The following is a 24808-nucleotide window of genomic DNA, read 5'->3' on the forward strand; positions in this document are numbered from 1 at the left end:
TCGCACCGCGCACGGACCCCGCTCGTTCCGACCGGACCCGCCCCCGTCGCGGGGCACAATCGACGGATGGTTTCGGAGTCCAGGCGGCGGATCGAGGTGGCCGCGTCCGGGCTGCTGGCGCGGCACGGGTATCACGGGTTCGGTCTGAAGGCGTTGAGCGAAGCGGCCGAACTGCCGTACGGCTCGATCTACCACCACTTTCCGGGCGGCAAGGAGGAGATCGCCGTCGCGGCGATCACCGGGACCGGGACGCTGACCGGCCGGATGATCCGGCAGGCGCCGACCGACGTGTTCGCCACCATGGCCACGCTGTTCGAATTCATGGTCGGCAAGCTCGCGGACTCGCGGTGGACCGACGGGTGCCCGATCGGGACGCCCGCACTGGACGGCGGCAGCGACGTCGAGGCGGTGCGCTCGGCCTGCGTCAGCGCCTTCGACACGATGGAGCAGGCGTTCGCGGGGCTGCTCGCCGAACTCGGCCTCGGCGGGCAGGAGGCGGCCGAACTGGCTACCACGGTGGTCGCCGCCTACGAGGGCGCCACCATCCTGGCCCGGATCCGGCAGACGGACGCGCCGCTGCGCACGGTGGCGAAGTCGATGGAGCGGCTGATCCGGTCGACCTTCGCGGCGGCGGGGATCGGGGGCGACGGGTCCGCGCCGGGCGGCGGATCGGCGTCCGCGGCCGGTCCGGCCGGAAGAATTCCGGAAATGCCTGCCGAGCAGGGGAATTCCCCATGAGAGGCTTGACTGGAAAGAACGTTCTAGCGAGACTCGGACGATGAAGCGTCTGATGCTGACCGGTCCCGGTGCGATGCGCTGGGAGGAACACCCCGAACCCGTCCTGAGCGGGCCCGGCCAGGCGCTGGTGCGGCCGGTCGCGCTGGCTACCTGCGACATCGACCCGGCCGTCCTGCGCGGTGGGTTCCCGCTGCCCGGGCCGTATCCGTTCGGGCACGAGGGAGTCGCGGAGGTAGTCGCGACCGGCCCGGCGGTCCGCGGCGTCGCTGTCGGCGATCTGGTCGTGGTGCCGTTCCAGATCTCGTGCGGCAGCTGCCGGGCCTGCGCGCGGGGGCGGACCGGGAATTGCACCAGCCATCCGCGGTTGTCCACTTACGGCCTCGGCCCCATGGGCGGGCTGGACTGGGGCGGACTGTGGGCCGATCTGGCGCTGGTGCCGCACGCCGACGCCATGCTCGTGCCGTTGCCGTCCGGCGTCGACCCGGTCGTGGTGGCCAGCGCCAGCGACAACATCCCGGACGCCTACCGCGCGGTCGGACCGCGATTGGCCGACGATCCCGGCGCCGAGGTGCTGGTGCTCGGCGGCCCCGCCGCGCCGTCGATCGGGTTGTACGCCGCCGGGCTCGCGGTCGCCCTGGGCTCCGCCCGGGTGGTCTACCTCGACGACTCAATGGAGCGCCTCGACATCGCGAAGGCGTTCGGCGCGGAGGCGATCGAAGGACCGCCGGACGCGCGGGTCGGCCGGTTCCCGATCGTCGTGGAGGCGGCCGGTGGCGCGAAGGCGCTGCGCGCGGCGATCGACGCGACCACCTACGACGGCTGGTGCACCAGCGTCAGCGTGCAGTTGCAGGACGTCGCGCTGCCGATCCTCGACATGTACACCCGCTGCTGCACCCTGCACACCGGCCGCGCCCACGTTCGTCCGGTGATTCCGCAGGTCCTCGACCTCGTCGCGACCGGTCGCTTCGACCCGTCGCTGGTCACCACCGCGACGGCCACATGGGACGAAGCGGTGGACGCGCTGCTGGAGACGCCCATGAAGCTGGTGGCGGTACGTCGAGACGCCCCCTCCAGGTAGGCGCAACCCCGCGAGGCGGGTGCGCCGAGCGCTGGCTTGTGACGAATCGCACTCTTCGCCACCGCGCTCGTCCGGGTTCGCAGGCATGTGCGCACTGCCGATGTGGACGTGCGTGCGGCGTGCTCGCTCGGCGCGGTCCGGTCCGTGCAGGTCAGCCGCAGCTGGATGGGGAAATCGAGCGGCGGCTGCGGAATCGGCGCGCATCCATCGGGCCGCATCGGTGGGAGATGTGGTGTGTGACCGGAACCGATGGCGCGATTCCCGCAGGTCGATAGTGCGGGGAAGTCAGGGCACCCTTATTAGATTTCAGGAACTAATTCCGCCACACTGGTGTTGTGAAAACCGTGGGTTTGCGGAGAGGCGACGAAGGAGCTGGTCGCAGGACCGGCGCCGGGTCGGTCGCTGCGCCCGCGACGGTCGGCGGTGAAGGGCATACCCGAGCGGCCATCGTCCAGCTGCTGCTGGAGGAAGGGCCGATCACCGCGACCGCCATCGGGAACAAGCTCGGCCTGGCTCCGGCGGGCGTACGCAGGCATCTGGACGCCCTGATCGACTCCGGTCAGGCGCGAGCGGGCCGCTCGGCGCCCTGGCAGCAGAAGGGCCGCGGCCGCCCGGCCAAGCAGTACCAGCTCACCGCCGCGGGACGAGGCAAACTCGGCCACGCCTACGACGATCTGGCCGGCGCCGCCATGCGGCAGCTCGGAGAGATCGGCGGCGAACAGGCCCTCACCGAGTTCGCCCGGAAACGGGCACGCACTATCGTGGCCGGGATCGAACCGGTCGCGGAGCACACCCCGCAGCAGACCGAGGCCAAAGCCGAGGAGATCGCCGAGGCGTTCACCGACGCCGGGTTCGCCGCCACCACCCGCAAGGTGGGCGCGGGCGTGCAGATCTGCCAGCACCACTGCCCGGTGGCGCACGTCGCCGAGGAGTTCCCGCAGTTGTGCGCGGCCGAACTCGAGGCGTTCCGTGAGCTGCTCGGTACGCACGTGCAGCGGTTGGCCACGATCGCCAACGGCGACTGCGCGTGCACCACGCACGTGCCGCTGCTGGTACCACCCACCGCGCAGACCAGAACGTCAGCACAAACCGCTGCACAGCCCGCAGCGGTACGAACGAACGACTCCGGAAGGAGTGCCGAATGACGACGACCACCGACCAGGTGCAACCGCTCACCCAGGAAGAGACCATCGCCTCGCTGGGCAAATACGGTTACGGCTGGGCCGATTCGGATGTGGCCGGCGCCAGTGCGCAACGAGGTCTGTCCGAGGCGGTTGTCCGCGACATCTCGGCGAAGAAGAACGAGCCGGTATGGATGCTCGAGCAGCGGCTCAAGGCGCTGCGCATCTTCGATCGCAAGCCGATGCCGAACTGGGGCTCCAATCTCGACGGCATCGACTTCGACAACATCAAGTACTTCGTGCGCTCGACCGAGAAGCAGGCCGCGTCCTGGGATGAGCTGCCGGAGGACATCAAGAACACCTACGACAAGCTGGGCATCCCCGAGGCGGAGAAGCAGCGGCTGGTCTCCGGTGTCGCCGCGCAGTACGAGTCCGAGGTCGTCTACCACCAGATCCGTGAGGATCTGGAGCAGCAGGGCGTCATCTTCCTCGACACCGATACGGCGTTGAAGGAGCACCCGGAGATCTTCCGGCAGTACTTCGGCACGGTCATCCCCGCGGGTGACAACAAGTTCTCCGCGCTGAACACCGCCGTGTGGTCGGGTGGATCCTTCATCTACGTGCCGCCGGGCGTGCACGTCGACATCCCGCTGCAGGCCTACTTCCGGATCAACACCGAGAACATGGGTCAGTTCGAGCGGACCCTGATCATCGTCGACGAGGGCGCTTACGTGCACTACGTCGAGGGCTGCACCGCCCCGATCTACAAGTCCGACTCGCTGCACTCCGCGGTGGTGGAGATCATCGTGAAGAAGGGCGGCCGCTGCCGCTACACCACCATCCAGAACTGGTCGAACAACGTCTACAACCTGGTCACCAAGCGGGCCAAGGCCGAGGCGGGCGCGACCATGGAGTGGATCGACGGCAACATCGGTTCCAAGGTCACCATGAAGTACCCGGCGGTCTGGATGACCGGCGAGTACGCCAAGGGCGAGGTGCTCTCGGTGGCCTTCGCCGGCGAGGGCCAGCACCAGGACACCGGCGCCAAGATGCTGCACCTCGCGCCGCACACCTCCTCGACCATCGTGTCGAAGTCGGTGGCGCGCGGCGGCGGCCGGGCCTCCTACCGTGGCCTGGTCCAGGTGAACAAGGGCGCGCACGGCTCGAAGTCGACGGTGAAGTGCGATGCGCTGCTGGTCGACACGATCAGCCGCTCCGACACCTACCCCTACGTCGACATCCGCGAGGACGACGTGACCATGGGCCACGAGGCGACCGTCTCGAAGGTCTCCGAGGACCAGCTGTTCTACCTGATGAGCCGCGGCCTCACCGAAGACGAGGCGATGGCGATGGTGGTGCGCGGCTTCGTGGAGCCGATCGCCAAGGAACTGCCGATGGAATACGCACTGGAACTGAACCGGCTCATCGAGCTGCAGATGGAAGGGGCCGTTGGCTGATGGCGACTGGTGTGATTGGAGCGGTCGAGGGCGAGAACCCCACGGCCAAGCCGATTCAGAACCCGGGCGCAGGTGCCGCGACCAACAAGGGCGAGGTCTTCACCTCCTACGACGTGAACGCCTTCGAGGTGCCCTCTTCGCACGACGAGGCGTGGCGGTTCACCCCGCTGCGCCGCCTGCGCGGGTTGCACGACGGCACCGCGGTCCGGGACGGCCGGGCCACGGTCGAGGTCACCCCGGCCGCCGGAGTGAAGGTCGAGACCGTGACGCGCACCGACGCCCGCCTCGGCGAGGCCGGTGTGCCGTCGGATCGAGTGGCCGCCCAGGCCTATTCCGGTTTCGAGTCGGCCACCATCGTGACGGTCGGCGCGGAGACCGAGGTCGGCGAACCGATCGTCGTCACGGTCACCGGCCCCGGCGAGGGCGCGACCGCCTACGGCCACCTCCAGATCAGGCTGGACACCTTCGCGGTCGCGACCGTGGTGATGGACCAGCGCGGCAGCGGAACCTACGCCGAGAACGTGGAATTCGTGCTCGGTGACAGTGCGAAGCTGACCGTCGTCGCGGTCCAGGACTGGGCCGACGACGCTGTGCACACCACCGCGCATCACGGCAAGCTGGGTCGGGACGCCACGCTGCGGCACATCGCGGTCACCCTCGGCGGTGACCTGGTGCGCCTGACGGCCACGGTCCGCTACGACGGCCCCGGCGGCGACGCCGAACTGCTCGGCCTCTACTTCGCCGACGCGGGCCAGCATTTCGAACAGCGCTTGCTCGTCGATCACGCCGTGCCGAACTGCAAGTCGAACGTGCTGTACAAGGGTGCGCTGCAGGGCGATCCGCACTCGCCGAAGGGCGACGCCCGCACCGTATGGGTCGGCGACGTGCTGATCCGCGCCGCCGCCGAGGGCACCGACACCTTCGAGGTGAACCGCAACCTGGTGCTCACCGACGGCGCCCGCGCCGACTCGGTGCCCAACCTGGAGATCGAGACCGGCGAGATCGTCGGCGCCGGACACGCGTCCGCGACCGGCAGGTTCGACGACGAGCAGCTGTTCTACCTGCGCGCTCGCGGCATCCCGGAGGACGCCGCCCGCCGCCTGGTGGTGCGCGGGTTCTTCCACGAGATCCTCCAGAAGATCGCGGTGCCCGAGGTTCGGGAGCGGCTGGAGGCGGCCATCGAGGCCGAACTCGCCGCCGTCGGCGCCTGATCAACGACCCATACCTGACAAAGGAATTCGAATTCGATGACCACCCTGGAAATCAAGGACCTGCACGTCGAGGTCGCCAACCCCGACGAGTCCGGCGAGCCCATCAAGATCCTCAAGGGCGTGAACCTCACGGTGCGCTCCGGTGAGACGCACGCGATCATGGGCCCCAACGGCTCCGGCAAGTCGACGCTGTCCTACGCCATCGCCGGTCACCCGAAGTACACGGTGACCTCCGGCTCGATCACCCTCGACGGCGAGGACGTGCTGGAGATGTCGGTGGACGAGCGCGCGCGGGCCGGCCTGTTCCTGGCCATGCAGTACCCGGTCGAGGTTCCCGGCGTCTCGATGTCGAACTTCCTGCGCACCGCCGCCACCGCCGTGCGCGGCGAGGCCCCCAAGCTGCGGCACTGGATCAAGGAGGTGAAGGAGTCGATGAGCGAACTGGAGATCGACGCCGCCTTCGCCGACCGCAGCGTGAACGAGGGCTTCTCCGGCGGTGAGAAGAAGCGCCACGAGATCCTCCAGCTCGGCCTGCTCAAGCCGAAGATCGCCATCCTGGACGAGACCGACTCCGGCCTGGACGTCGACGCGCTGCGCATCGTCTCCGAGGGCGTCAACCGCTACAAGGAGCGCGAGAACGGCGGCGTCCTGCTGATCACGCACTACACCCGTATCCTGCGCTACATCCAGCCGGAGTTCGTGCACGTCTTCGTCGGCGGCCGCATCGTCGCCGAGGGCGGCGCGGAACTGGCCGAGGAACTCGACGCCAACGGCTACGTCCGCTTCACTCAGACCGCTATTGCTGGAGCCTGACATGACCGCTACGGTCCGCACCCTCGACGTCGCCCGCATCCGGGCCGACTTCCCGATCCTGAACCGCACGGTCCGGGACGGGAAACCGTTGGTGTACCTGGACTCCGGCGCGACCGCGCAGCGGCCGATCGGCGTGCTCGAAGCCGAACGCGACTTCTTGATCACCAGCAACGCGGCGGTGCATCGCGGCGCCCACCAGCTGTCGGAGGAGGCGACCGACGCCTACGAGGACGCTCGGGCCGACATCGCGCGGTTCGTCGGCGTCGACGCGGGCGAGATCGTGTTCACCAAGAACGCCACCGAATCGCTGAACCTGGTGACCTACGCGTTCGCCGACGACCGGTTCCCGCATCACGTGGGCCCGGGCGACGAGATCGTCATCACCGAGCTGGAACACCACGCGAATCTGGTGCCCTGGCAGGAGCTGGCCCGCCGCACCGGCGCCACGCTGAAGTGGTACGCCGTGACCGAGGACGGCCGGATCGACCTGGACTCGCTGGAACTGTCGCCCGCCACCAAGGTGGTCGCGTTCACCCACCAGTCCAACGTCACCGGCGCCGTGGCTCCGGTCGAGGAGCTGGTGCGCCGGGCGCACGCGGTGGGCGCGCTGGTCGTGCTCGACGCCTGCCAGTCGGTGCCGCACATGCCGGTGGACTTCCGCGCGCTCGGCGTGGATTTCGCCGCGTTCTCCGGGCACAAGATGCTCGGCCCCTCCGGCGTCGGCGTGCTCTTCGGCCGCCGCGCGCTGCTGGAGGAGATGCCGCCGTTCATCACCGGCGGGTCCATGATCGAGACGGTCTTCATGGACCACAGCACCTACGCCCCGCCGCCGCAGCGGTTCGAAGCCGGTGTACCGATGACCTCGCAGGTGATCGGATTGGGCGCGGCCGTGCGGTATCTGGAACAGATCGGCATGGACGCCATCGCGGCGCACGAGCACACGCTGGTCAGCGCGGCGCTGGAAGGGCTCGCCGGAATCGACGGCGTGCGCATCATCGGGCCTACCGAGAACATCGATCGCGGTGGCGCCGTGGCCTTCCTGGTGGACGGCATCCACGCCCACGACGTCGGGCAGATCCTGGACGACGAGGGCGTCGCCATCCGGGTCGGCCACCACTGCGCGTGGCCGCTGCACCGGCGCTTCGGCATCGCCGCCACCGCCCGCGCCTCCTTCGCGGTCTACAACACCGTCGCCGAAGTGGACGCGCTGGTCGCCGCGGTGCGGAAGGCTCAGAGCTTCTTCGGAGTTGCATAAGTCATGCGCATGGAGCAGATGTACCAGGAAGTGATCCTGGACCACTACAAGCACCCGCATCGCCGGGGGCTGCGCGAGCCGTTCGGGGCCGAGGTGCACCATGTGAACCCCACCTGCGGCGACGAGGTCACCTTGCGCGTGCGGCTCGACGACAACGGTGACGTCGCCGACGTCTCCTATGACGGCCAGGGCTGCTCGATCAGCCAGGCGGCCACCTCGATCCTCACCGACCAGGTCATCGGGCTGCCGGTGCAGCAGGCGCTGAAGGTGGTCGACTCCTACAGTGAGATGATCTCCAGCCGCGGCACCATCGAGGGCGACGAGGACGTGATCGGCGACGGCATCGCCCTCGCGGGCGTCTCGAAGTACCCCGCGCGGGTGAAGTGCGCGCTGCTCGGGTGGATGGCGTTCAAGGACGCCGTCCTCAGGATCGGCCCCGAGCAGCCCGCGAGCGCCGCCGAAGATCCGAACCGTCCGAAGGGAAACGGGGAAGCCTCATGAGTGACACACCGGCCACCGACACGACCGAGCAGGCCGCGCAGGGCGCCGATCTGTCTGAGCTGTCTGAGTTGTCTTCGGAGGACATCAAGCAGCTCGAGGACATCGAAGAGGCGATGCGCGACGTCGTCGACCCGGAACTGGGCATCAACGTCGTCGACCTCGGCCTGGTCTACGGGCTGCGCGTCGAGGAGGACAACATCGCGGTCCTCGACATGACGCTGACCTCGGCGGCCTGCCCGCTGACCGACGTCATCGAAGACCAGTCCCGCAACGCGCTGGTGCGCAGCGGGCTGGTAGAAGACCTGAAGATCAACTGGGTCTGGATTCCGCCGTGGGGTCCGGACAAGATCACCGAGGACGGCCGCGAGCAGCTGCGTGCGCTCGGGTTCACGGTGTAATCCGCCAGGCTGGCATCGGCCGCCGGACAGCCCCCAACGGGTGCCCCGGCGGCCGAGTCGTATCCGGTGTCCCCGTGGCAGTGCCGTCGCGCACCCGCCGAGGGTGGGAAGTCCGCTCTTTCGACAAAGCGCGCGAACCGGACAATGATCTGAGCCCGGAGTCGTTCGCCAGACGGGGAGGATCGCATGTCGGTGCCGCACAAGGCCGCCCTCGGGCTCGTGGCGGTGTCCGCCGCCACCTGCGCCGTGGTCGGCGGTCCCGCGGGTGAAGCGCGTGCCGCCGGGACCACCTATGGCGCGCTGGCGCTTTCGTCCAGCACCGGCGCCGTCGCTTCGGCCGTGGACCACACGAGCGCGGCTGCCGCCGACGCCGCCGCTCGCGCCCAATGCGGTGTCACCGACTGCCGGACGGTCGTGCAGTTCTGGAACGCGTGCGGATCGGTCGTCCGCGGCGCCGACGGCAAGCACGGATGGGCGTGGGGCCCCACCCGCGCCGAAGCCGAACGCCGGGCCATCGAAGTGCTCGGCCCCAGCGCTCCGCCGTTCCCGAGCCTCGGCAGCGCGATTCCCCGGCCCGCCGCGGTGCGATTGACGGCTTGCACGTCGACCGCCGGATAGCTCAGCGGCGCAGCACCTTCCGGGCCAGCCAGTTGCCGAAGAACTGGATGCCCTGCACGCCCGCGATGATGATCAGCGTCGCGACGAGCGTGACCTGCCAGTCGAAGCGCTGGTAGCCGTAGACCAGGGCGAAGTCGCCGAGACCACCGCCGCCGACGGTGCCCGCCATCGCGGACATGTCGACGATCGCGATCACCACGAACGTGTAGCCCAGGATCAGCGGACCGAGCGCCTCGGGGATCAGCAGCGTCAGGATGATGCGCAGCGGTCGCGCCGACCCCGAGCGTCCGGAGTTGAAGCAGTACATCAACGTCTTCGCCGCCCGCGCCGCCGACAAGGACAACCCGACCCTGCTGAAACTCGCGCAGCTCTATCACGATCCGGAGGTCGAAGCCGCGGTCCGCGCGGAAACCGGTTACCAGGGCATCTTCAAGACCAACACCCCGGCCGATCTGCAAGCGACGCTCACGGAACTGCAGGCCCGGGTCCGGCAGTAGGGGTGCCCGTCCTCCTGCTCAGGAGCACTTGCCGTCGCGGACGCAGGCGAGCAGCAACTGGGTGATGTCGGCCCGCGGGGGAGTCGTGGAGCGCGGTTGGGTGGCCAGCGGGATCGGCGCGAAATCGGCGGTGTGCGCCGCGCCGAGCTGGGTGGCGGAGCGGAAACCGTAGCGCTTCCAAGCGATCTGCTGGATCTTCGGATCCTGAAGCGCCGTGACCAGCCGATGAGCGGGGGCGGTGAGGGTGAGGATCGGATTGCTGTTGAAGATGGTCGGATCCGGGTACAGCAGTCGCGCGTTCGCCAGCAGCGCCTCGGTGGCGGGCCTGTTGTCGCGGTAGTCGACCAGTTGGCGCAGGATCTGGCTCTCGTATCCGGCGTACAGCGTGGCCGCTCCTTGGATGAGCCATTCCCGGAAACCGCCGTCGGAGCTGTCGGACTGCAGACCCTGCGCGTCGTAGAGGTCGCGCACGGCGGGCAACCCGGATCTGGCCTCGGCGACGGTGGGTGGCTGGAAGACGTCGTTGGAGGCGATGACCGTCAATTCCAGTTGCAGCAGGGTGAATCCGGAGTTCGAGGACTTCGGGTCGGTGCTGGTGATGCGAACGGGACCGGCCAGGTCGTGCGCTCCCAGCGACTCCCACTTCTGCTTGGGCAGCACGTACTCCAGCAGCAGGCGCTTGAAGTCGACGATGTAGTAGGAGTTGTCCCGCCGCGCCACGATGCCGGCGCGGACGAGCGCGTCGGTGGCGGCCGCACCGGCGTAGATCACCTCCGGTGTCTCCAGCGCCGACTCGGCGCGGTAGTCCGGGAAGTCGCCGGTGCGGTGCGACTCTTCGAAGACGCTGCGGGCACTCGCCGACGACGGCCACAAGCAGTCGATCTTCTGCTCGCGCAACTGGTCGGTGGGTATCTGCACCAGGTCGTAGGAGCCGCGTTTGTCGAAGCGCACCTCGAGCCCGTACTCGTCCCGCAGGATGGCGCGGACCTCGGCATCGGCCATGAGCGCGGATTTCTCGGAGCCGCCGAGGCAGGTGAGCTGCCGGGCCGCGACCGGGGCGTCGTTCGCCCCGCGGATCACCACGACGCCCACGGCGATGGCGATGACGGCGACCACGATCGCGAGGACGACGGGGAGGCGGGATCTGTTCATGGCTCCTCGGTCGGGGGAAGCTGCGGGGGACTCATGAGTTCCAGGTGTGCCAGGTCCCGGAAGAAGGACTCCAGGTTCGCGTCGCCGACCTGCTCGGCGCCGTGCGCGGCGAAGGTCTCGAATCCGGTGAGTACGCGGCGGCTGCGTGACAGCAGCGCCTCGGCGTCGCGGTAGGACGACCGGTGGTCCTGGATCTCCCCATACCGGCGCAGCGCCGACTCCACACTCGCCAGATAGTCGAGCAGCTTGCGCGCGGTCATGGGAACGCTTGCGGGATCGACGGTCTCGGTGCGATTCAGCAGGCGCGGAACGATGTCGCAGGCCCGCAGCAGCGAGGCGCGGGTCTCGGTGTCGCCGACCCGCGCGGCCAGTGTCGCCACCCGCTGGTTGGTCTCCGATACTCGGCGCACCAGTCGACGGCGCTGGGTGCGGACGAAGACCCACTGTCCGACAAGGGCGGTGAGCACGGCCGCGCCGATCGCCACCAGCGCCGCGCCGACCGGTGAGCCGATCACGGCATAGAGCCCGAGGAAGGTGGGGACGAGCACGATCAGCGCCGCGATCAGGGCGGCATTACCCGGCACCGGCGCCTCCTACCGGTAGCCGGTGGCCTGGCGCAGCGCCGCGACCATATCGTCCGTGGTGAGATACGACCCACCGGTGCGCTCGGCGATCGTCCGGAGGTTGTCTTCCTCTACGGCGGAGCCGAATCCGATGACCACCACCGGGATCCCGGTACGCGCGATGTCGTCGAGGCCGTTGCCGCCCTCGGTGTCCGCGCCGTCGGTCATGAGGACGACCAGTCGTTTGCGATCCGGGTCGGCCGGGCCGGTGAACTGCTTCGCCGCGCTGCTCAGGCAGCGATAGATGCCGGTATTGCCGCCCGGGTTCCGCGCGCGAATGCCGTCGCGCAGGGATCGCAGATCCGATGCCGCATTGCCGCTGGTCCACTGCGTGGAGGTGGCGGTGCCGTTGAACAGCAGCACCGCGGTGCGGTCCCGAGGACCGGTTTGCAGTAGGTATTTCTTGGACTGCGCCGGATCGAACAGCAGATCCGCGGCGCGCTGCACCCCGGTCCAGCCGCCGTTGTCGGCCATGCTGCCGGAGGAGTCGATGCAGTACACCAGGTCGGTGGGCGTGCGATAGACGGTCTGGTAGTTCTCCAGGGCGGCGTCGATCACCGGGGCGGCCGGATACGTGATCGGCTGCTCGGTGAGCGCCGTGCGAACTCCCCAGGCGGGATCGAAGACTTCCCGCGGTGCGTCGGGCAGGGACAGCCCGATACTGGTGATCGGTCTTCGCCCCAGCCGGACCAGCCGCTGCTGGGTATCGGCCGAGAGCAAGAAATCCTGCAGCTTGCGGAAGTTGCCGAGCTTCTCCGCATTGTCGCCGTGCGGTAGGAAGCCCAGCGGGGCGTCCGAAATCGCCAGTACGCCTTTGGGGTAGATGACGTGCAGTGGTTCCTTGCCCGCGCGTATCAGTTCCTGGTTGCGTTCGATCACCAGATTCTCGTAGGTGAACATGGTCTTGCACTGCTGCGGCGCGGCCAGGCACTCGTCCATGAGCAGTCCGGTGGACGGCGGCGTCCTGGCGAAGGACCTGGTGAAGCGGGTGATCCCGGTGCGCACCTGCTCGGAATCGAGCTGTGCGCGGGTGAGCGGCACACCGGGCCCGTTGCCCGCGAAGTAGTTGAGGAAGGCCAGCAGAACAGTGGCGCCGGAATTGGACTGGGTCGGATTGGTCATCCACACCGTGGTCTTCTTCGCCTCGGCGGCCGCGAGAATTTCCTCGATGCCGACGTCGCGCCCGGTGAATCCCAGGGCCTCCAGCTCGCTGCGTGGACCGGCGAACACCAGGGGCGTACTGAACATGGGCTGCGCCTGCTGCAGGTGGTGTCCGGTGTCGCCCAACTGCTGGAAGACGCTGCTGGCGAACCAGAATCCGTCGTAGGGCGCCTCGCCCGCGTCCAGCAGACGAGCCTGATCCACCGAGCCGAGTTCGGTCATGGTGCAGGTCAGCTTCTGCTCCCGGCACCACGGCTGCACCACCTGCCGGAATACCGCGGCGTGCTCGGAGCCCGCCACGATGTTCAGCACATTCGCGTCAGGGTTGTACTCGCGGACCGGGCCCGGCCCGCGATCCTCCCCGCAACCCGTCAGCAGTGCGCCCAGTGTGATGAGCGCTGCGACAAGCACTCTCGTGCGGCGATACGGCAATTCGCCACCTTCCCCTCGATGACGCGATCGTAAGCGGCGGTGGCGGGGAAGTGGTGAATGGCCGGTGACGTCCTGGCGAATCCTCGTCGATCCGGCTCAGTGGGCTTTGCGCAGCCAGTCCCGGTAGTGCGTGGACGCCAGGTGGGCGTCCGGACCCGCGATCAGCACATCGCCGGTGACCGCCGCGAACATGCCCGCGGTGTCGTCGGTGACCACGGTCCGGCTGTCCTGCCGCGCGGCCAGCGTGATCCTGCCGAGTTCGTCCAGCGCGAAGACGTCCGGGCCCGCGACGTTGCGGATCCCGCCCAGCGGTGTGCCGGTGGAGACCTCGACCACCGCGTCGACCACGTCCGCGGCGGCCATCGGCTGCAGCCGGGTGGCGGGCAGGCGCACGGTGTCGCCGTCGGCGGTCCAGGACAGGACCGCGTCCATGAACTCGAAGAACTGGGTGGCGCGCACGATGGAGTACGGCGTCGGGCCCTGCCGGAGCAGGTCTTCCTGGAGGGTCTTGGCCCGGTAGTAGTCCAGCTGGGGCACCTGGTCCACGCCCACGATCGAAAGGACGACCTGGTGCCGCACACCGGCAGCCTCACCTGCGGTGAGCAGGTTCTGCATGGAGGTGCGGAAGAACTCGAGCGACGCCTCGTCGAAGGTCGGCGAGTTCGCCAGGTCGATCACCACGTCCGCGCCGTCGAGCGCCTGGTCGAGGCCCGCGCCCGTGATGAGATCGACACCGGTGGACGGCGCCGCCGGGACGGCCGAGTGTCCGGCCGCGGTGAGCTTCCCGACCACCTGCGAGCCGATCCGTCCGGTACCGCCGATGACTGTGAGCTTCATGCTCTTCCCCTTTCGCGCGGTGCGTCGTACAGGGCGAATTTCGTGACCAGTAAACCAAGATCGTTACGGGACCGGAGCGAATTCCGAGCACCCACCGCTCGCCCGGGTCCCCGCCCGGGACGGCCCATTTCGCGGTTTCGAACCCGGCCGGGGCGGGAATCGCGTCGGGGAGTCGACGTGAAGGAGGCATTCGTGCCGGATGAGAACACTGCGGGCCCGCAGCGGGTCGTCATCATCGGTAGCGGGTTCGCCGGGTTCACCTGCGCCCAGAAGCTCTGCCGCATCGTGGCACGGGCGGATCGGGACGTCGAGGTCGTGCTCGTCACCCCCAACGACTACATGCTCTATACGCCGCTGCTGCCGGACGTCGCGGGCGGGCTGATCGACCCTCGGTTCGTCGCGATCTCGCTGGCCGATGCGCTGCCGCGGGTGCGGCTGGTGGTCGCGACCGTTCGATCGGTCGACCTGCGGAACAAGACCGTCACGGTGGCCGGTGAGCGCCACCCGCCGCGGCAGTTGTCGTGGGATCGGCTGGTGCTCACGCCGGGGTCGGTCACCCGGCTGTTCGACATACCGGGCTTGGCGGAGCACGCGCGGGGGCTCAAGACCGTCGCCGAGGCGCTGTACCTGCGCGAGCAGTTGCTGCGCCAGCTCGAACTCGCCGACGACGAAGAGGACCCCGAGGTGCGGCAGGCCCGCCGTACCGTGGTCGTCGTGGGCGCGTCCTACGCGGGTACCGAACTCGTGGCGCAGTTGCGCGCCCTCGCCGACGCCTACGCCGCCCGCCGCGGGTTCGACCCGGCCGAGGTGCGTTTCCTCCTGCTCGACACGGCTGCGAGGGTGATGCCCGAGGTCGGCGAGCGGCTCAGCGACAAAGTGTTGAAGGTCCTGCGGCAGCGCGGCATCGAGATCCGGCTGGAGACCTCGCTCACGAAACTGACCGACAACCAGGTCGAACTGACCGACGGCACGGTCGTGCCGACCCACACGGTCGCCTGGGTGACCGGGGTGACCGGAGCACCCGTCCTCGGCACGCTCGGCCTGCCGCTGGAAAAGGGCCGTCTGATCGTGGACGCTCAGCTGGGCGTGCCCGGTCATCCGGACGTCTTCGCGGGCGGTGACGCGGCAGCCGTGCCGGATCTCACCAAGCCGGGCCGGATCACCCCGCCCACGGCTCAGCATGCGTCCAGGCAGGGCAAGACGCTGGCCAGGAACGTCGCCGCCAGCCTCGGTATCGGCACGGCCACCCGGTACAAGCACCGCGACCTGGGTCTGGTGGTCGACCTCGGGCCCGGCTTCGCGGTCGCGAACCCGATGGGCATCCGCCTGTCCGGCCTGCCCGCCAAGGCGGTGACCCGCGCCTACCACACCTTCGCCGTGCCGCGAGCGGTCAACCGCTGGGCGATAACGGTCTCCTACCTGACCATCGCCGTCACGCCCAGGCCACTCGCCCTGCTCGGACTCGTCAGCCACGAGGAGGCGAGCTTCGGCGCCAGCGAGGGCATTCCCGCACCGGACTGAGTTCGCGTCCGGACGCCGAAGTGCTCCTCCCTGAACGTCCTCCGCGGAACTCCCGTGCCACGCGACCGCGCGCCGACTGTTTCCGGCACCGTCGGCTGTACCGCCGTCTTCTCCGGCGAAACGCGTGCGCGAGGCCGACGGCAACGGAGATGATGCGGGAGTGGACGAGGTGACGTACCGGCAATCGCGGGTGGGATTGCACGCGGTCGCGGAATTGTTGATCGCCGGGCCGCAGTACCGGGAGTTCGGCACCATCCGGCTCCGCGCCGTGCGCGGCGGTTTCGGGGGTGTGCGGTGGCCGGTGTCGGTGGTCGGGGAGGAATTGGTGTGGCCGGAGGGCCGGGCTCGGCTGGAGGGCACATATCGAGAGGTCGCCCGGGCCGCCGGTTTCGAGCCGGGGCCGCCCGAAGGGGCGTACCCGGACACCACGCGAGTCGACCTCGATGCGGTGATCGAGGTGGACCCCTCGGCGGCCGGGCTGATCGAGACCTGGTTCGCGATGGGGGACAAGGCATTGCGCTGTCTGGCACCCGGCGTGACGCCCGTGCTGTGGCCGGAGCATTTCGATCTGGCCGGCACGATCGACGAAGTGAACTACGGGGTTTCGCCGGGAGATGACACGCATCCCGGCCCGTACGCGTATGTGGGGCCGTGGACCCCGCGCACCGGCGAGTTCTGGAACGCGCCGTTCGGCGCGCTGCGGCCACGCGACGCGGTGAACACCGTCGCGGCGCTGCTGGAGTTCTTCGAGACGGGCAGGGAACGCGCCGCACACGGCTGACCCGCCCTCGAACACCCGGTCGTGTCCGGCAGGGACTCAGGCGCCCTTGCGGGCCGCGGTCTTCTTGGCCGCTTTCGCAGGCGCCTTCTTCGCCGCGCTCTTGGACGCGCTCTTGGAAGCGCTCTTCGACGCACCGCTCTTCGACGCCGTGGTCTTCGCGGCGCCGCTCTTGCTCGCGGTGCTCTTGGCCGCGGCTTTCTTCGCCGTCTTCTTCGGCTCGGCCGCGGCGCCGTCACCGCTCGCCGTCCGGCGTCCGCTGGCCTCCAGGCTGCGCTGCAGCGCGGCGACCAGGTCGACCACCTCGGCATCCATCCCGCTCGGTACGGGCTCCGGCTGCTCGGGCACCTTGCCGGTGCCGCTGGCGATCGCCTCGTCGAGCAGGCGTTTGAGCTCGATCTGGTACTCGTCGGTGAACTGGTCCGGATCGAAGTCGTCGGACATGGCCTCGACGAGCGTCTCCGCCATCTTGATCTCCTGCGACCGGGGTTCGGCGACACCGTCCAGGGACTCGAATTCGACGGAACGAACCTCGTCCGGCCACAGCAGCGTCTGCAGCACCAGAATGCCCTCGCGCACGCGCAGCGCCGCCAGCCTGGTCTTCTGGCGCAGCGTGAAATACACCAGGGCGGTGCGCTCGATCTCTTCCAGCGTTCGCGCCAGCAGGACGTAGGCCTTGGGCGTGCTGGAATCCGGTTCCAAGTAGTAGCTCTTCTCGAACAGCACCGGGTCGATCTGATCGGACGGCACGAACTGCAGAACCGGGATCTCGTGCTTCTCGGCCACGGGCAGTTTGGCGAAGTCCTCGTCATTGAGCACGACCTTGTCCCCGTCGGGGGACTCGTAGGCCTTGTCGATGTCGGTGTACTGGACGGATTGACCGCACACGGTGCAGACACGGTCGTATTTGATCCGGCCTCCATCCTTGGCGTGTACCTGATGGAACCGGATGTCATGGTCCTCGGTGGCGGTATACACCTTCACCGGGACGTTCACCAGCCCGAATGCGATCGAGCCCTTCCAGATCGATCTCATAGACCCATCATGGCCGAACCCCACCGACCTCGCGAGCGAACCGGGATCCCGAGTGTCGCGGCCGCGACGCGCCGACGCAGCCGCCCGGGCAGGGCCTCGAAGAGTGATCTCATCGCCGCGATGGTGCCGCCGAGGTCGGCGCGGCCCGACAGATACGCGCGCTGCGCCGCCGGGGACAGCGTGAAGAAGGTGTCGAAGAACAGTGGGATGTCCTCCGGCGGCAAGGCCAGCAGCGCCCGCAGCCCGGCGCCGCGCAAGTGGTGGACGACGCGCGCCCCGGCGGGCCACACGTCCTGCCCCGCGGCCACCGCGTCGGCCGCGGCCAGCGCGGCGCCGACGCTGTACCCGGTGGCCGGGTGCAGGAAGCCGCCCGCCGCGCCGAATCGGTGCGGCCCAGGACGGCCACCCTGCACGGGAAACCGGACGTGCTCGACGGGCTCGTCTCCGGTCAGATCGATGCCCCTGGCGCGGAGCCGGTGCCGCAAGCGCGTCCGCAATTGCGCCCCGGCCAGGGCGGGGCGACCGGCCAGGCAGGTCTCCTCGAGCAGCATCCGCTCGGCGTCGAGCGGGACGGCGTAGAGGAACGAGGGCGGCGCGTCGGAGGGGGCGCCGTTGTCGGAACGCCAGTCCATGAACAGCGGGTCGAGGCCCGCGCAACGGCTTGCCGCCACGATCACGCCGTAGGCGGTCTGCTCGGCCCGTGCCGGGGCGCGGGTGAGTCCGCGCGCGTCGACTACTCGCCCGCCGGTGATCGTCGCGCCGGACGCCAGTCGCACACGCCCGGGATCGACGTCGACCGCGCGATCCGGGACGACCTGCGCAGCGGGAAATCGCAGCGCGGTCTGCAGTCGCATGTTGTCGAGCACGACATAGGGACGGTCCACCCGGTGCGCGCGGGTTCCCCACGCCATCGGCCGGGGTACCGTCGCCGCGACGACCTCCGGAGGCAGCCAATCCGGCAGTTCGTCGGCCCACGACGCGTAGGTGGCCGTCCACCTGCGCTCCGGCGCCGGGTCCACCACGGTCACCGTGAGTCCGTGCACCGCCGCGCGGTGCGCGAGGGCGCGTCCGGCCGGGCCGAGACCGCAGACGACGAGGTCCGGCTTCACGCCGCGGCCGTCCGGATCCGGGGCGGTGCGATGCGGTGCATGGTCCGAGCCTCTCATTCGCCCGCCCGAGGGCAGCGCCCGCGCCGCGCCGACATGTCCGGCGGGGCCTCCGACATGGGTCCGGCCGACATGAACTCTTCGCGAATACCGGCGCGGCGATCCTTGCCGCGCGTGGGAGCGTGCGAGGCCCTGGCTGTGCCGCGAACCGGGTGGCGCCGCAGCACGCCAGCCGATGGCGGCGACTCGGCGCGGTGGACGGAATGTGTTCGCGCTCATCGGAGTTTCTCGCACGTTGTTAGGATGCCGGGGCGTCGGCGCGCGCATCCGGCCCCGGTGCCGAGTGTCAGGTGTCGGCGTACCGGCGTGCCGAGAATGGCGCGCCGGGCACGGTGCCGACCGGAGTCCGCGGGAACTGGACGAAAGCGGCGCGACCGGAACGAGTTAGGGGTAGACGCAGTGTTCGAACTGACCAGGCGGCGCAGCCGATGGATCCTGGCCGTGTTCGTGGTCCTCGCACTGGCGATGGGCACGCTGAGCGCGACGCTGTTCGACAAAGTGCAGGGCGGCGGGTACATCGACCCCGAGAGCGAATCGAGCCGGGCGACCGCCGTGCTGCGGGACACCTTCGGCCAGGCCACCCCGAATTTCGTGCTGCTGGTGCAGACCCGCCGGTCGGTGGACGACGACGCGGCGGCCACCGCGGCGGCGAACCTGGTCACCGAGTTGAAGTCGGTGTCCGGCGTCGCGGGCGTCACCTCGTACTGGACCGACAGATCGCCCGCGCTGCGCAGCACCGACGGCACCAAGGGACTGATCGTGGCCAGCATCCTCGGCGAGGAGGCCGAGGTCGACCAGCGGGTGGGGGATCTCGCCGACCGGTTCGGCGGCACCCACGGCCCGCTCGAGGTGCGGGTGGGCGGCTACGCGATGCTGCTGCACGAGACGGTGCAGCAGAGCGAAAAAGACGTCGTACTGGGCGAATCCATTGCTTTCCCGATCACGCTGATCGCGCTGCTGCTGGTGTTCGGCGGCCTGGTCGCGGCCAGCCTGCCGCTGGTGGTCGCGATGATCACGGTGATGATCACGATGGGTGCGCTGTGGCTGATCGCGAGCGTCACCGATCTCGCGGCGACCGCGACCAACGTCGCGACCTTGCTCGGCCTCGGCTTGGCTATCGACTACAGCCTGCTGATCATCAGCCGCTACCGCGACGAGCTGGTCGCCGGGCAGCAACCAGGGGCCGCGGTGGCCGCCACCATGCGCTCGGCGGGCCGGACCGTCGTGTTCTCCGCCGTCACCGTCGCCATCGCCCTGTCGGGACTGCTGTTCTTCCCACTGCTGGCCGTTCGGTCGATGGGATACGCCGGTCTGGCCGTCGCCGTGATCGCCGCGACGGTATCGCTGACGGTGCTGCCCGCGATCCTGTTCCTGCTCGGCACCAAGATCGACAGCGGACAGTTGTGGTGGTTCCTGCGCGCCGCCCGCCCCGCACCCGGCGAGGGAGCCTGGCATCGCCTGGCCCGGTTCGTGATGATGCGGCCGGTGCCGATCGGGCTCGCGGTCACCGCCCTGCTGCTCGTGCTGGGCACGCCGTTCCTCGGTGTGAAACTCGGCTTCCCCGACGAACGTTCGCTGCCGGAATCGATGAACAACCGGCAGGTCACCGAGACCATCCAGCGTGACTTCGCCGCCACCGAGCAGAACGGGCTGTTCGCGGTGCTGCCCGAAAGCGCCTACAGCGCAGCGGGTTTGGACGCCTACGCCCGCGAGCTGTCGGAGATCGAGAACGTCAGCCGGGTCGACACCGCCACCGGCAGTTACAGCCACGGTGGTCTGCTCGTCGCGCCCACCACGGCCAACGACCGCTTCCGCGCCGAGAGCGCCGCCTATCTCGCGGTGGTCCCGGACACCACCGATCCCGGCGTGCTGGACCGGATCGCGCGCGACGTGCGCGCGACGCCCGCCGCGTCACCGGTGCTGGTCGGCGGCGTCGCCGCGGCCAACGCGGACGCGATCGGCGCGGTGGTCGCGGCACTGCCGTACGCACTGGCCTTCGTCGTGCTGATCATGCTCGTGGTCCTGTTCCTGCTCACCGGGAGCGTCGTACTGCCGATACTGGCGGTCGTGCTCAGCTTCCTGAGCCTCACCGCGACCTTCGGCGCACTGGTCTGGATCTTCCAGGACGGGCACCTGTCCGGCCTGCTCGGCTTCACTGTCACCGGCGACCTGCCGCCGACGGTTCCGGTCATGCTGTTCGGGGTGGCGTTCGGTCTCGCCATGGACTACCAGGTGTTCCTGCTGGCAGGGATCCGGGAGGAGTACCAGCGCACCAGGTCCAACGCGCTGGCCGTCACCTCCGGGCTGGAACGGATCGGCCGGATCGTCACCGCGGCGGCGGTGCTGATCTCGCTGGTCTTCCTCGGTTTCCTCGCCTCCGACATCACCTTCATGAAGGCGTTCGGGATCGGGCTTCCGCTCGCCGTCCTGGTGGACGCCACCCTGGTGCGCGGATTCCTGCTGCCCGCCGCGATGGAACTGCTCGGCCATTGGAACTGGTACGCGCCCGGCCCGCTGCGCACACTGCACCGGCGGTTCGGCATCGAAGAGGAGCCCGCCGCCGCGGCGGTCGCAGGCCGCGAGGATTGGCTCCAGCCCGCGCGGCTGTGAGCCGGGTCCCGGCCGGCCCGGTCGGGTAGGGTCGACCGGGCAGTCCGGGGAGGCCCACGCGGGGTGGGACGGCTGTCGGGAGATGTGGAGGGCGACCGCGATGACCTATCCATCCGGTTCCGGATTCGGTGGCGGCCCAGAGGGTCACGGAGAATCGGACGAGGCGCGGTACCAGTCGGACTGGGGGCGCATGGGTCCGCCGAGCGCGTACCCGATGGCCGCGTGGGAGCCGCCGCCGCTGCCGCCGCCGCCCAAGTCGGGAACGGGTGTCCTCGTCGGACTGGTGGCCGGTGTCGTCGCCGTGCTCGTGGCGGTCGCCGTCGGCGTGGCGGTGTATCCGCGCGAGCACGGGCACGCGCAAGCCGCGGTCACCTCCGCCGACGCGACCACCCGCGCGAGCGGCGTCACCAGCACGCAACCCGTCCGTCCTTCGTCGGGCCGGCTGAGCTACACCGAATACGCGAAAAATTGGGATTTCCGGTTCGATCGCGTGCAACTGCACGCCGACTGGGTGGACGGGCGTGATCACCCCGCTTGCGGCCCCATCGAGGTGGCGGGCACGCTCACCGGTCTCGGGTGCGTCTACGCGGCGGAGCTGGTGTACCGCGCCGAAGGCGGCGCGCTGATGCTCACCCAGTTCGTCCTGGGCATGACCGACCCGGGCCGGGCGGACGCGGCGAAGGACCGGTTCACCGACGCGGACCTGAAACTGCGTCCCGGGACCTACATCAAGGGCCACGCGACCGGCAAGTGGAAGGACGGCAGCGAGAAGGAATTCGTGGTGATCACCTTCGCGACCGCCACCGCTGCCGTCGACGCGCCCACGGTCGAGAAATACCTGCGTTACCGGCACGCCGACACTCTCGGCGCGCTGGCGTTCCGCTAGCGCAGGTCGCTCGCCCCGGGCGCGGACGGCCGCCGGGCGCGGGTCAGATCCCGCCGGTGGACAACAATCCGCCGTCCACCCGCACTGTCTCGCCGGTGATCCACGCCGCCTCGTCGGAGACCAGAAAGCCGATCAGCCGCGCCACGTCCTCCGGCGTGCCCAGCCGCTTCATCGGGTACACGCTCGCGGCGCGCTCCTCGTCGGTCGAGTACAGCGCGTCGGCGAACTTCGTCTTGATCACGCCCGGCGCGACCGCGTTCACCCGGATGTTCGGCCCGAGCTGCCAGGCGAGCTCACCGGTGAGATGGATCAGCGCGGACTTGGACGCACCGTACGCGGCGATCACGCCGGTCGAGCGGATGCCGGCCACGCTGGCCACGTTGACCACGGCGCCGCCGTGGTCGCGCATCCACGCCCGGTAGGCCTCCTGGATGTAGCCGAGGGCCGCGACCACGTTCACGTCGAAGATCTTGCGCACCGCGTCCAGGTCGGCGTCCATCAGGGAGCCGAAGACCGGGTTGATGCCGGTGTTGTTGATCAGCACGTCCAGCGAACCGAACTCCGCCACCGCGCGCTCGACCGCGGCCGCCCGATCCTCGGCGACACCGGAGTTGCCCGCCAGGGCGACGACCTGGCCCTGATGCCCCAGCCCGCGCAGCTCGGCGGCGGCCTCCTCCAGCGGATCCTTCTTCCGCGCGGTGATCAGCACGTTCGCGCCGCGGCCGAGCAGCTCCGCCGCGACCGCCTTGCCGATGCCCCTGCTGGCCCCCGTGACCAGAGCGCTCTTGCCCAATAGATCGGTACTCATGGCATCGCACGGTAGCGCAGCTGAGCGCGCGGGCCGTTACCGCCGTCACATGCGGGGTGCTGGAATGGGGGAGGACCGTTCGTCCCGGTAAAATCGGTGGTTCTTGTGCGCGTCGGGTCGCACAATCGAGCACGCGTCCAGCACCACGATCCGCGAGGAGAAATTTGTGATCACCGCGACCGACCTGGAGGTCCGGGCCGGAGTCCGCACCCTGCTGTCCGCTCCCGGACCGGCGCTGCGGGTGCAGGCGGGCGACCGGATCGGGCTGGTCGGGCGCAACGGTGCGGGTAAGACCACCACGTTGCGGATCCTGGCCGGTGAGGGTGAGCCGTACGCCGGGAAGATTCTTCGCTCCAGCGACATCGGTTACCTGCCCCAGGACCCGCGCGAGGGCAATCTCGACGTGCTGGCCCGCGACCGGGTGCTGTCCGCGCGCGGCCTGGACACGCTGATCCGTGAGATGGAGAAGCAGCAGGCGCTGATGGCCGAGGTCGCCGACGACGCCGAGCGCGAGAAGGCGGTTCGCAAGTACGGCCGGCTCGAGGAACGGTTCTCGGCGCTCGGCGGCTACGTCGCCGAGAGCGAGGCGGCGCGCATCTGCCACAGCCTCGGTCTGCCCGACCGGGTGCTCGGCCAGGCGTTGCGCACCCTGTCCGGTGGTCAGCGCCGCCGAATCGAATTGGCGCGCATCCTGTTCGCGGCTTCCGACGGCAGCGGCGGGCGCTCGGACACGATCCTGCTGCTGGACGAGCCGACCAACCATCTCGACGCCGACTCGATCACCTGGCTGCGCGGTTTCCTGCAGAACCACGACGGTGGCCTGATCGTGATCAGTCACGACGTGGAACTGCTCGCCGACGTGGTGAACAAGGTGTGGTTCCTGGACGCCGTGCGCGGCGAGGCCGACGTCTACAACATGGGCTGGAAGAAGTACCTGGACGCGCGCGCCACCGACGAGCAGCGCAGGCGCCGCGAACGCGCCAACGCCGAGAAGAAGGCGAGTGCGCTGCGCGCCCAGGCGGCCAAGCTCGGCGCCAAGGCCACGAAAGCGACTGCGGCGCAGAACATGGCCAAGCGCGCCGATCGCCTGCTGGCCGAGCTGGACGACGTGCGCGTCGCCGACAAGGTCGCCCGGATCAAGTTCCCGGAGCCCGCGGCCTGCGGCAAGACGCCGCTGATGGCCGAGAACCTGACCAAGGTCTACGGCTCGCTGGAGATCTTCACCGGCGTCGACCTCGCGATCGACCGGGGCAGCCGGGTGGTGGTGCTCGGTCTCAACGGCGCGGGTAAGACGACGCTGCTGCGCCTGCTGGCGGGTGTCGAGCAGCCGACGGCGGGCGGGTTGGTGCCCGGGCACGGCCTGAAGGTCGGCTACTTCGCCCAGGAGCACGACACCCTGGACGACAACGCCAGCGTGTGGGAGAACATCCGCCATGCCGCGCCGGACGCGGGCGAGCAGGATCTGCGCGGGTTGCTCGGCGCGTTCATGTTCTCCGGTCCGCAGCTCGACCAGCCGGCGGGCACCCTGTCCGGCGGTGAGAAGACCCGTCTGGCGCTGGCCGGACTGGTCTCCTCGGCGGCGAACGTACTGCTGCTCGACGAGCCGACGAACAACCTCGACCCGGTGTCGCGGGAGCAGGTGCTCGACGCCCTGCGCACCTACGCAGGCGCCGTGGTGCTGGTGACCCACGATCCGGGCGCAGCGGAGGCGTTGTCTCCGGAACGCGTGATCCTGCTTCCGGACGGGACAGAAGACCATTGGTCGGCCGAATATCTGGAACTTATTCAGCTTGCGTGAGTTTCATCACAGGAACCCGTTGATCACGGCCAGCTGAGTGCTTAGCCTGGAAAGACGCTGCTCGGCGACTCGGAGGAAGCCATGAGCGACAGGCCACAGAGCAAGGCCCCATTGGGTAAGGGCACACGCGTCACCGGGAAGTCACGCGACCGCCTACAAACCCAGCTGAAGAAACAGTACGAGGCGGGTGCGAGCATCCGGTCCCTGGCGCGGTCCACCGGCCGCTCCTACGGTTTCATCCACAACGTCCTGGTGGAGTCGCATGTGCAGCTCCGCAGCCGGGGTGGAGCCAATCGCCGCAAGGTGCAATGACG

The 24808-nt window shown here is 69.3% G+C and carries 24 protein-coding genes and 1 pseudogene; 17 read left to right on the forward strand and 8 right to left on the reverse strand.

From position 1 onward, the window contains the following. The first annotated feature begins 66 nt into the window (after nucleotides 1–66). From LTT66_RS26075 to LTT66_RS26120, 10 genes are all read left to right on the forward strand, one after another. Nucleotides 67–738, forward strand: coding sequence for a TetR/AcrR family transcriptional regulator (locus LTT66_RS26075; RefSeq protein WP_233061040.1), 672 nt, complete (start codon nucleotides 67–69; stop codon nucleotides 736–738). Between the two features lie 40 nt (nucleotides 739–778). Beyond that, complete coding sequence (locus LTT66_RS26080) at nucleotides 779–1816, forward strand: zinc-dependent alcohol dehydrogenase (RefSeq protein WP_233061041.1); 1038 nt, start codon at nucleotides 779–781, stop codon at nucleotides 1814–1816. A 335-nt stretch (nucleotides 1817–2151) separates the two neighbouring features. After that, the gene (locus LTT66_RS26085; protein ID WP_181722458.1) at nucleotides 2152–2961 is read left to right on the forward strand and encodes a helix-turn-helix transcriptional regulator; all 810 of its coding nucleotides are present in this window, start codon (nucleotides 2152–2154) and stop codon (nucleotides 2959–2961) included. After that, nucleotides 2958–4394 carry a Fe-S cluster assembly protein SufB gene (gene sufB, locus LTT66_RS26090; protein WP_181722456.1) on the forward strand — a complete coding sequence of 479 codons (1437 nt, stop codon included), beginning with the start codon at nucleotides 2958–2960 and terminating at the stop codon, nucleotides 4392–4394. Before LTT66_RS26085 ends, sufB begins: the two co-directional genes overlap by 4 nt. Then, a complete protein-coding gene (sufD, locus tag LTT66_RS26095; protein WP_233061042.1) occupies nucleotides 4394–5605 on the forward strand; it encodes a Fe-S cluster assembly protein SufD in 1212 nt (403 codons plus the stop codon). Before sufB ends, sufD begins: the two co-directional genes overlap by 1 nt. 36 nt (nucleotides 5606–5641) lie before the next feature. Then, complete coding sequence (gene sufC / locus LTT66_RS26100; RefSeq protein ID WP_233061043.1) at nucleotides 5642–6418, forward strand: Fe-S cluster assembly ATPase SufC; 777 nt, start codon at nucleotides 5642–5644, stop codon at nucleotides 6416–6418. A gap of 1 nt (nucleotide 6419) precedes the next feature. Continuing rightward, nucleotides 6420–7673, forward strand: coding sequence for a cysteine desulfurase (locus LTT66_RS26105; RefSeq protein WP_233061044.1), 1254 nt, complete (start codon nucleotides 6420–6422; stop codon nucleotides 7671–7673). Between the two features lie 3 nt (nucleotides 7674–7676). Next, the gene (gene sufU / locus LTT66_RS26110) at nucleotides 7677–8174 is read left to right on the forward strand and encodes a Fe-S cluster assembly sulfur transfer protein SufU (protein ID WP_233061045.1); all 498 of its coding nucleotides are present in this window, start codon (nucleotides 7677–7679) and stop codon (nucleotides 8172–8174) included. Between the two features lie 59 nt (nucleotides 8175–8233). Further along, nucleotides 8234–8572 carry a metal-sulfur cluster assembly factor gene (locus LTT66_RS26115; RefSeq protein WP_195065015.1) on the forward strand — a complete coding sequence of 113 codons (339 nt, stop codon included), beginning with the start codon at nucleotides 8234–8236 and terminating at the stop codon, nucleotides 8570–8572. Between the two features lie 186 nt (nucleotides 8573–8758). Next, a complete protein-coding gene (locus LTT66_RS26120) occupies nucleotides 8759–9190 on the forward strand; it encodes a DUF4189 domain-containing protein (RefSeq protein WP_181722446.1) in 432 nt (143 codons plus the stop codon). Nucleotide 9191: 1 nt separating this feature from the next. On the opposite strand, the pseudogene LTT66_RS26125 reads toward LTT66_RS26120, so the two are convergent. Beyond that, nucleotides 9192–9467, reverse strand: a pseudogene (locus LTT66_RS26125) (ABC transporter permease); the annotation flags it as partial. Nucleotides 9468–9483: 16 nt separating this feature from the next. On the opposite strand from LTT66_RS26125, the gene LTT66_RS26130 reads away from it, so the two are divergent. Further along, a complete protein-coding gene (locus tag LTT66_RS26130) occupies nucleotides 9484–9687 on the forward strand; it encodes a MetQ/NlpA family ABC transporter substrate-binding protein (protein ID WP_233061046.1) in 204 nt (67 codons plus the stop codon). Nucleotides 9688–9705: 18 nt separating this feature from the next. Here LTT66_RS26130 and LTT66_RS26135 read toward each other — a convergent pair whose 3' ends face one another. From LTT66_RS26135 to LTT66_RS26150, 4 genes are all read right to left on the reverse strand, one after another. Further along, nucleotides 9706–10839 (reverse strand): hypothetical protein, encoded by a 1134-nt coding sequence (locus tag LTT66_RS26135; protein WP_233061047.1) that lies wholly within the window; start codon nucleotides 10837–10839, stop codon nucleotides 9706–9708. Further along, nucleotides 10836–11423, reverse strand: coding sequence for a hypothetical protein (locus tag LTT66_RS26140; RefSeq protein ID WP_233061048.1), 588 nt, complete (start codon nucleotides 11421–11423; stop codon nucleotides 10836–10838). The genes LTT66_RS26135 and LTT66_RS26140 overlap by 4 nt, the downstream gene beginning before the upstream one ends. Before the next feature lie 9 nt (nucleotides 11424–11432). After that, nucleotides 11433–13055, reverse strand: a complete 1623-nt coding sequence (locus LTT66_RS26145; RefSeq protein ID WP_233061049.1) for a vWA domain-containing protein — start codon at nucleotides 13053–13055, stop codon at nucleotides 11433–11435. Between the two features lie 96 nt (nucleotides 13056–13151). Beyond that, on the reverse strand, nucleotides 13152–13892 hold the full coding sequence (locus tag LTT66_RS26150; RefSeq protein ID WP_233061050.1) for an SDR family oxidoreductase: 741 nt from the start codon (nucleotides 13890–13892) through the stop codon (nucleotides 13152–13154). A 192-nt stretch (nucleotides 13893–14084) separates the two neighbouring features. On the opposite strand from LTT66_RS26150, the gene LTT66_RS26155 reads away from it, so the two are divergent. Both LTT66_RS26155 and LTT66_RS26160 read left to right on the forward strand, forming a co-directional pair. Next, nucleotides 14085–15413 (forward strand): NAD(P)/FAD-dependent oxidoreductase, encoded by a 1329-nt coding sequence (locus tag LTT66_RS26155; RefSeq protein ID WP_233061051.1) that lies wholly within the window; start codon nucleotides 14085–14087, stop codon nucleotides 15411–15413. A gap of 160 nt (nucleotides 15414–15573) precedes the next feature. Then, nucleotides 15574–16194, forward strand: a complete 621-nt coding sequence (locus LTT66_RS26160; RefSeq protein ID WP_233061052.1) for a hypothetical protein — start codon at nucleotides 15574–15576, stop codon at nucleotides 16192–16194. 36 nt (nucleotides 16195–16230) lie between these two features. Here the strand turns inward: LTT66_RS26160 and ku are convergent, their stop codons facing one another. Together ku and LTT66_RS26170 are read right to left on the reverse strand one after the other, a co-directional pair. Further along, a complete protein-coding gene (gene ku, locus LTT66_RS26165) occupies nucleotides 16231–17226 on the reverse strand; it encodes a non-homologous end joining protein Ku (protein WP_233061053.1) in 996 nt (331 codons plus the stop codon). Then, nucleotides 17223–18392 carry a lycopene cyclase family protein gene (locus LTT66_RS26170; protein WP_233061054.1) on the reverse strand — a complete coding sequence of 390 codons (1170 nt, stop codon included), beginning with the start codon at nucleotides 18390–18392 and terminating at the stop codon, nucleotides 17223–17225. Before LTT66_RS26170 ends, ku begins: the two co-directional genes overlap by 4 nt. Nucleotides 18393–18791: 399 nt before the next feature. Between LTT66_RS26170 and LTT66_RS26175 the strand changes: the two genes are divergently transcribed. Together LTT66_RS26175 and LTT66_RS26180 are read left to right on the forward strand one after the other, a co-directional pair. After that, on the forward strand, nucleotides 18792–21002 hold the full coding sequence (locus LTT66_RS26175) for an MMPL family transporter (RefSeq protein WP_233061055.1): 2211 nt from the start codon (nucleotides 18792–18794) through the stop codon (nucleotides 21000–21002). 100 nt (nucleotides 21003–21102) lie between these two features. Further along, nucleotides 21103–21888 carry a hypothetical protein gene (locus LTT66_RS26180; protein WP_233061056.1) on the forward strand — a complete coding sequence of 262 codons (786 nt, stop codon included), beginning with the start codon at nucleotides 21103–21105 and terminating at the stop codon, nucleotides 21886–21888. A 43-nt stretch (nucleotides 21889–21931) separates the two neighbouring features. Here LTT66_RS26180 and LTT66_RS26185 read toward each other — a convergent pair whose 3' ends face one another. Further along, entirely contained in the window at nucleotides 21932–22696 is a 765-nt protein-coding gene (locus tag LTT66_RS26185; RefSeq protein ID WP_195148817.1) for an SDR family oxidoreductase, read from the reverse strand. 166 nt (nucleotides 22697–22862) lie between these two features. On the opposite strand from LTT66_RS26185, the gene LTT66_RS26190 reads away from it, so the two are divergent. Together LTT66_RS26190 and LTT66_RS26195 are read left to right on the forward strand one after the other, a co-directional pair. Then, entirely contained in the window at nucleotides 22863–24494 is a 1632-nt protein-coding gene (locus LTT66_RS26190) for an ABC-F family ATP-binding cassette domain-containing protein (protein WP_195064171.1), read from the forward strand. Between the two features lie 81 nt (nucleotides 24495–24575). Next, nucleotides 24576–24806 (forward strand): helix-turn-helix domain-containing protein, encoded by a 231-nt coding sequence (locus LTT66_RS26195; protein WP_043693584.1) that lies wholly within the window; start codon nucleotides 24576–24578, stop codon nucleotides 24804–24806. Nucleotides 24807–24808: the final 2 nt, after the last annotated feature.

The organism is Nocardia gipuzkoensis (genome assembly GCF_021183645.1).
Lineage (GTDB): Bacteria > Actinomycetota > Actinomycetes > Mycobacteriales > Mycobacteriaceae > Nocardia > Nocardia abscessus.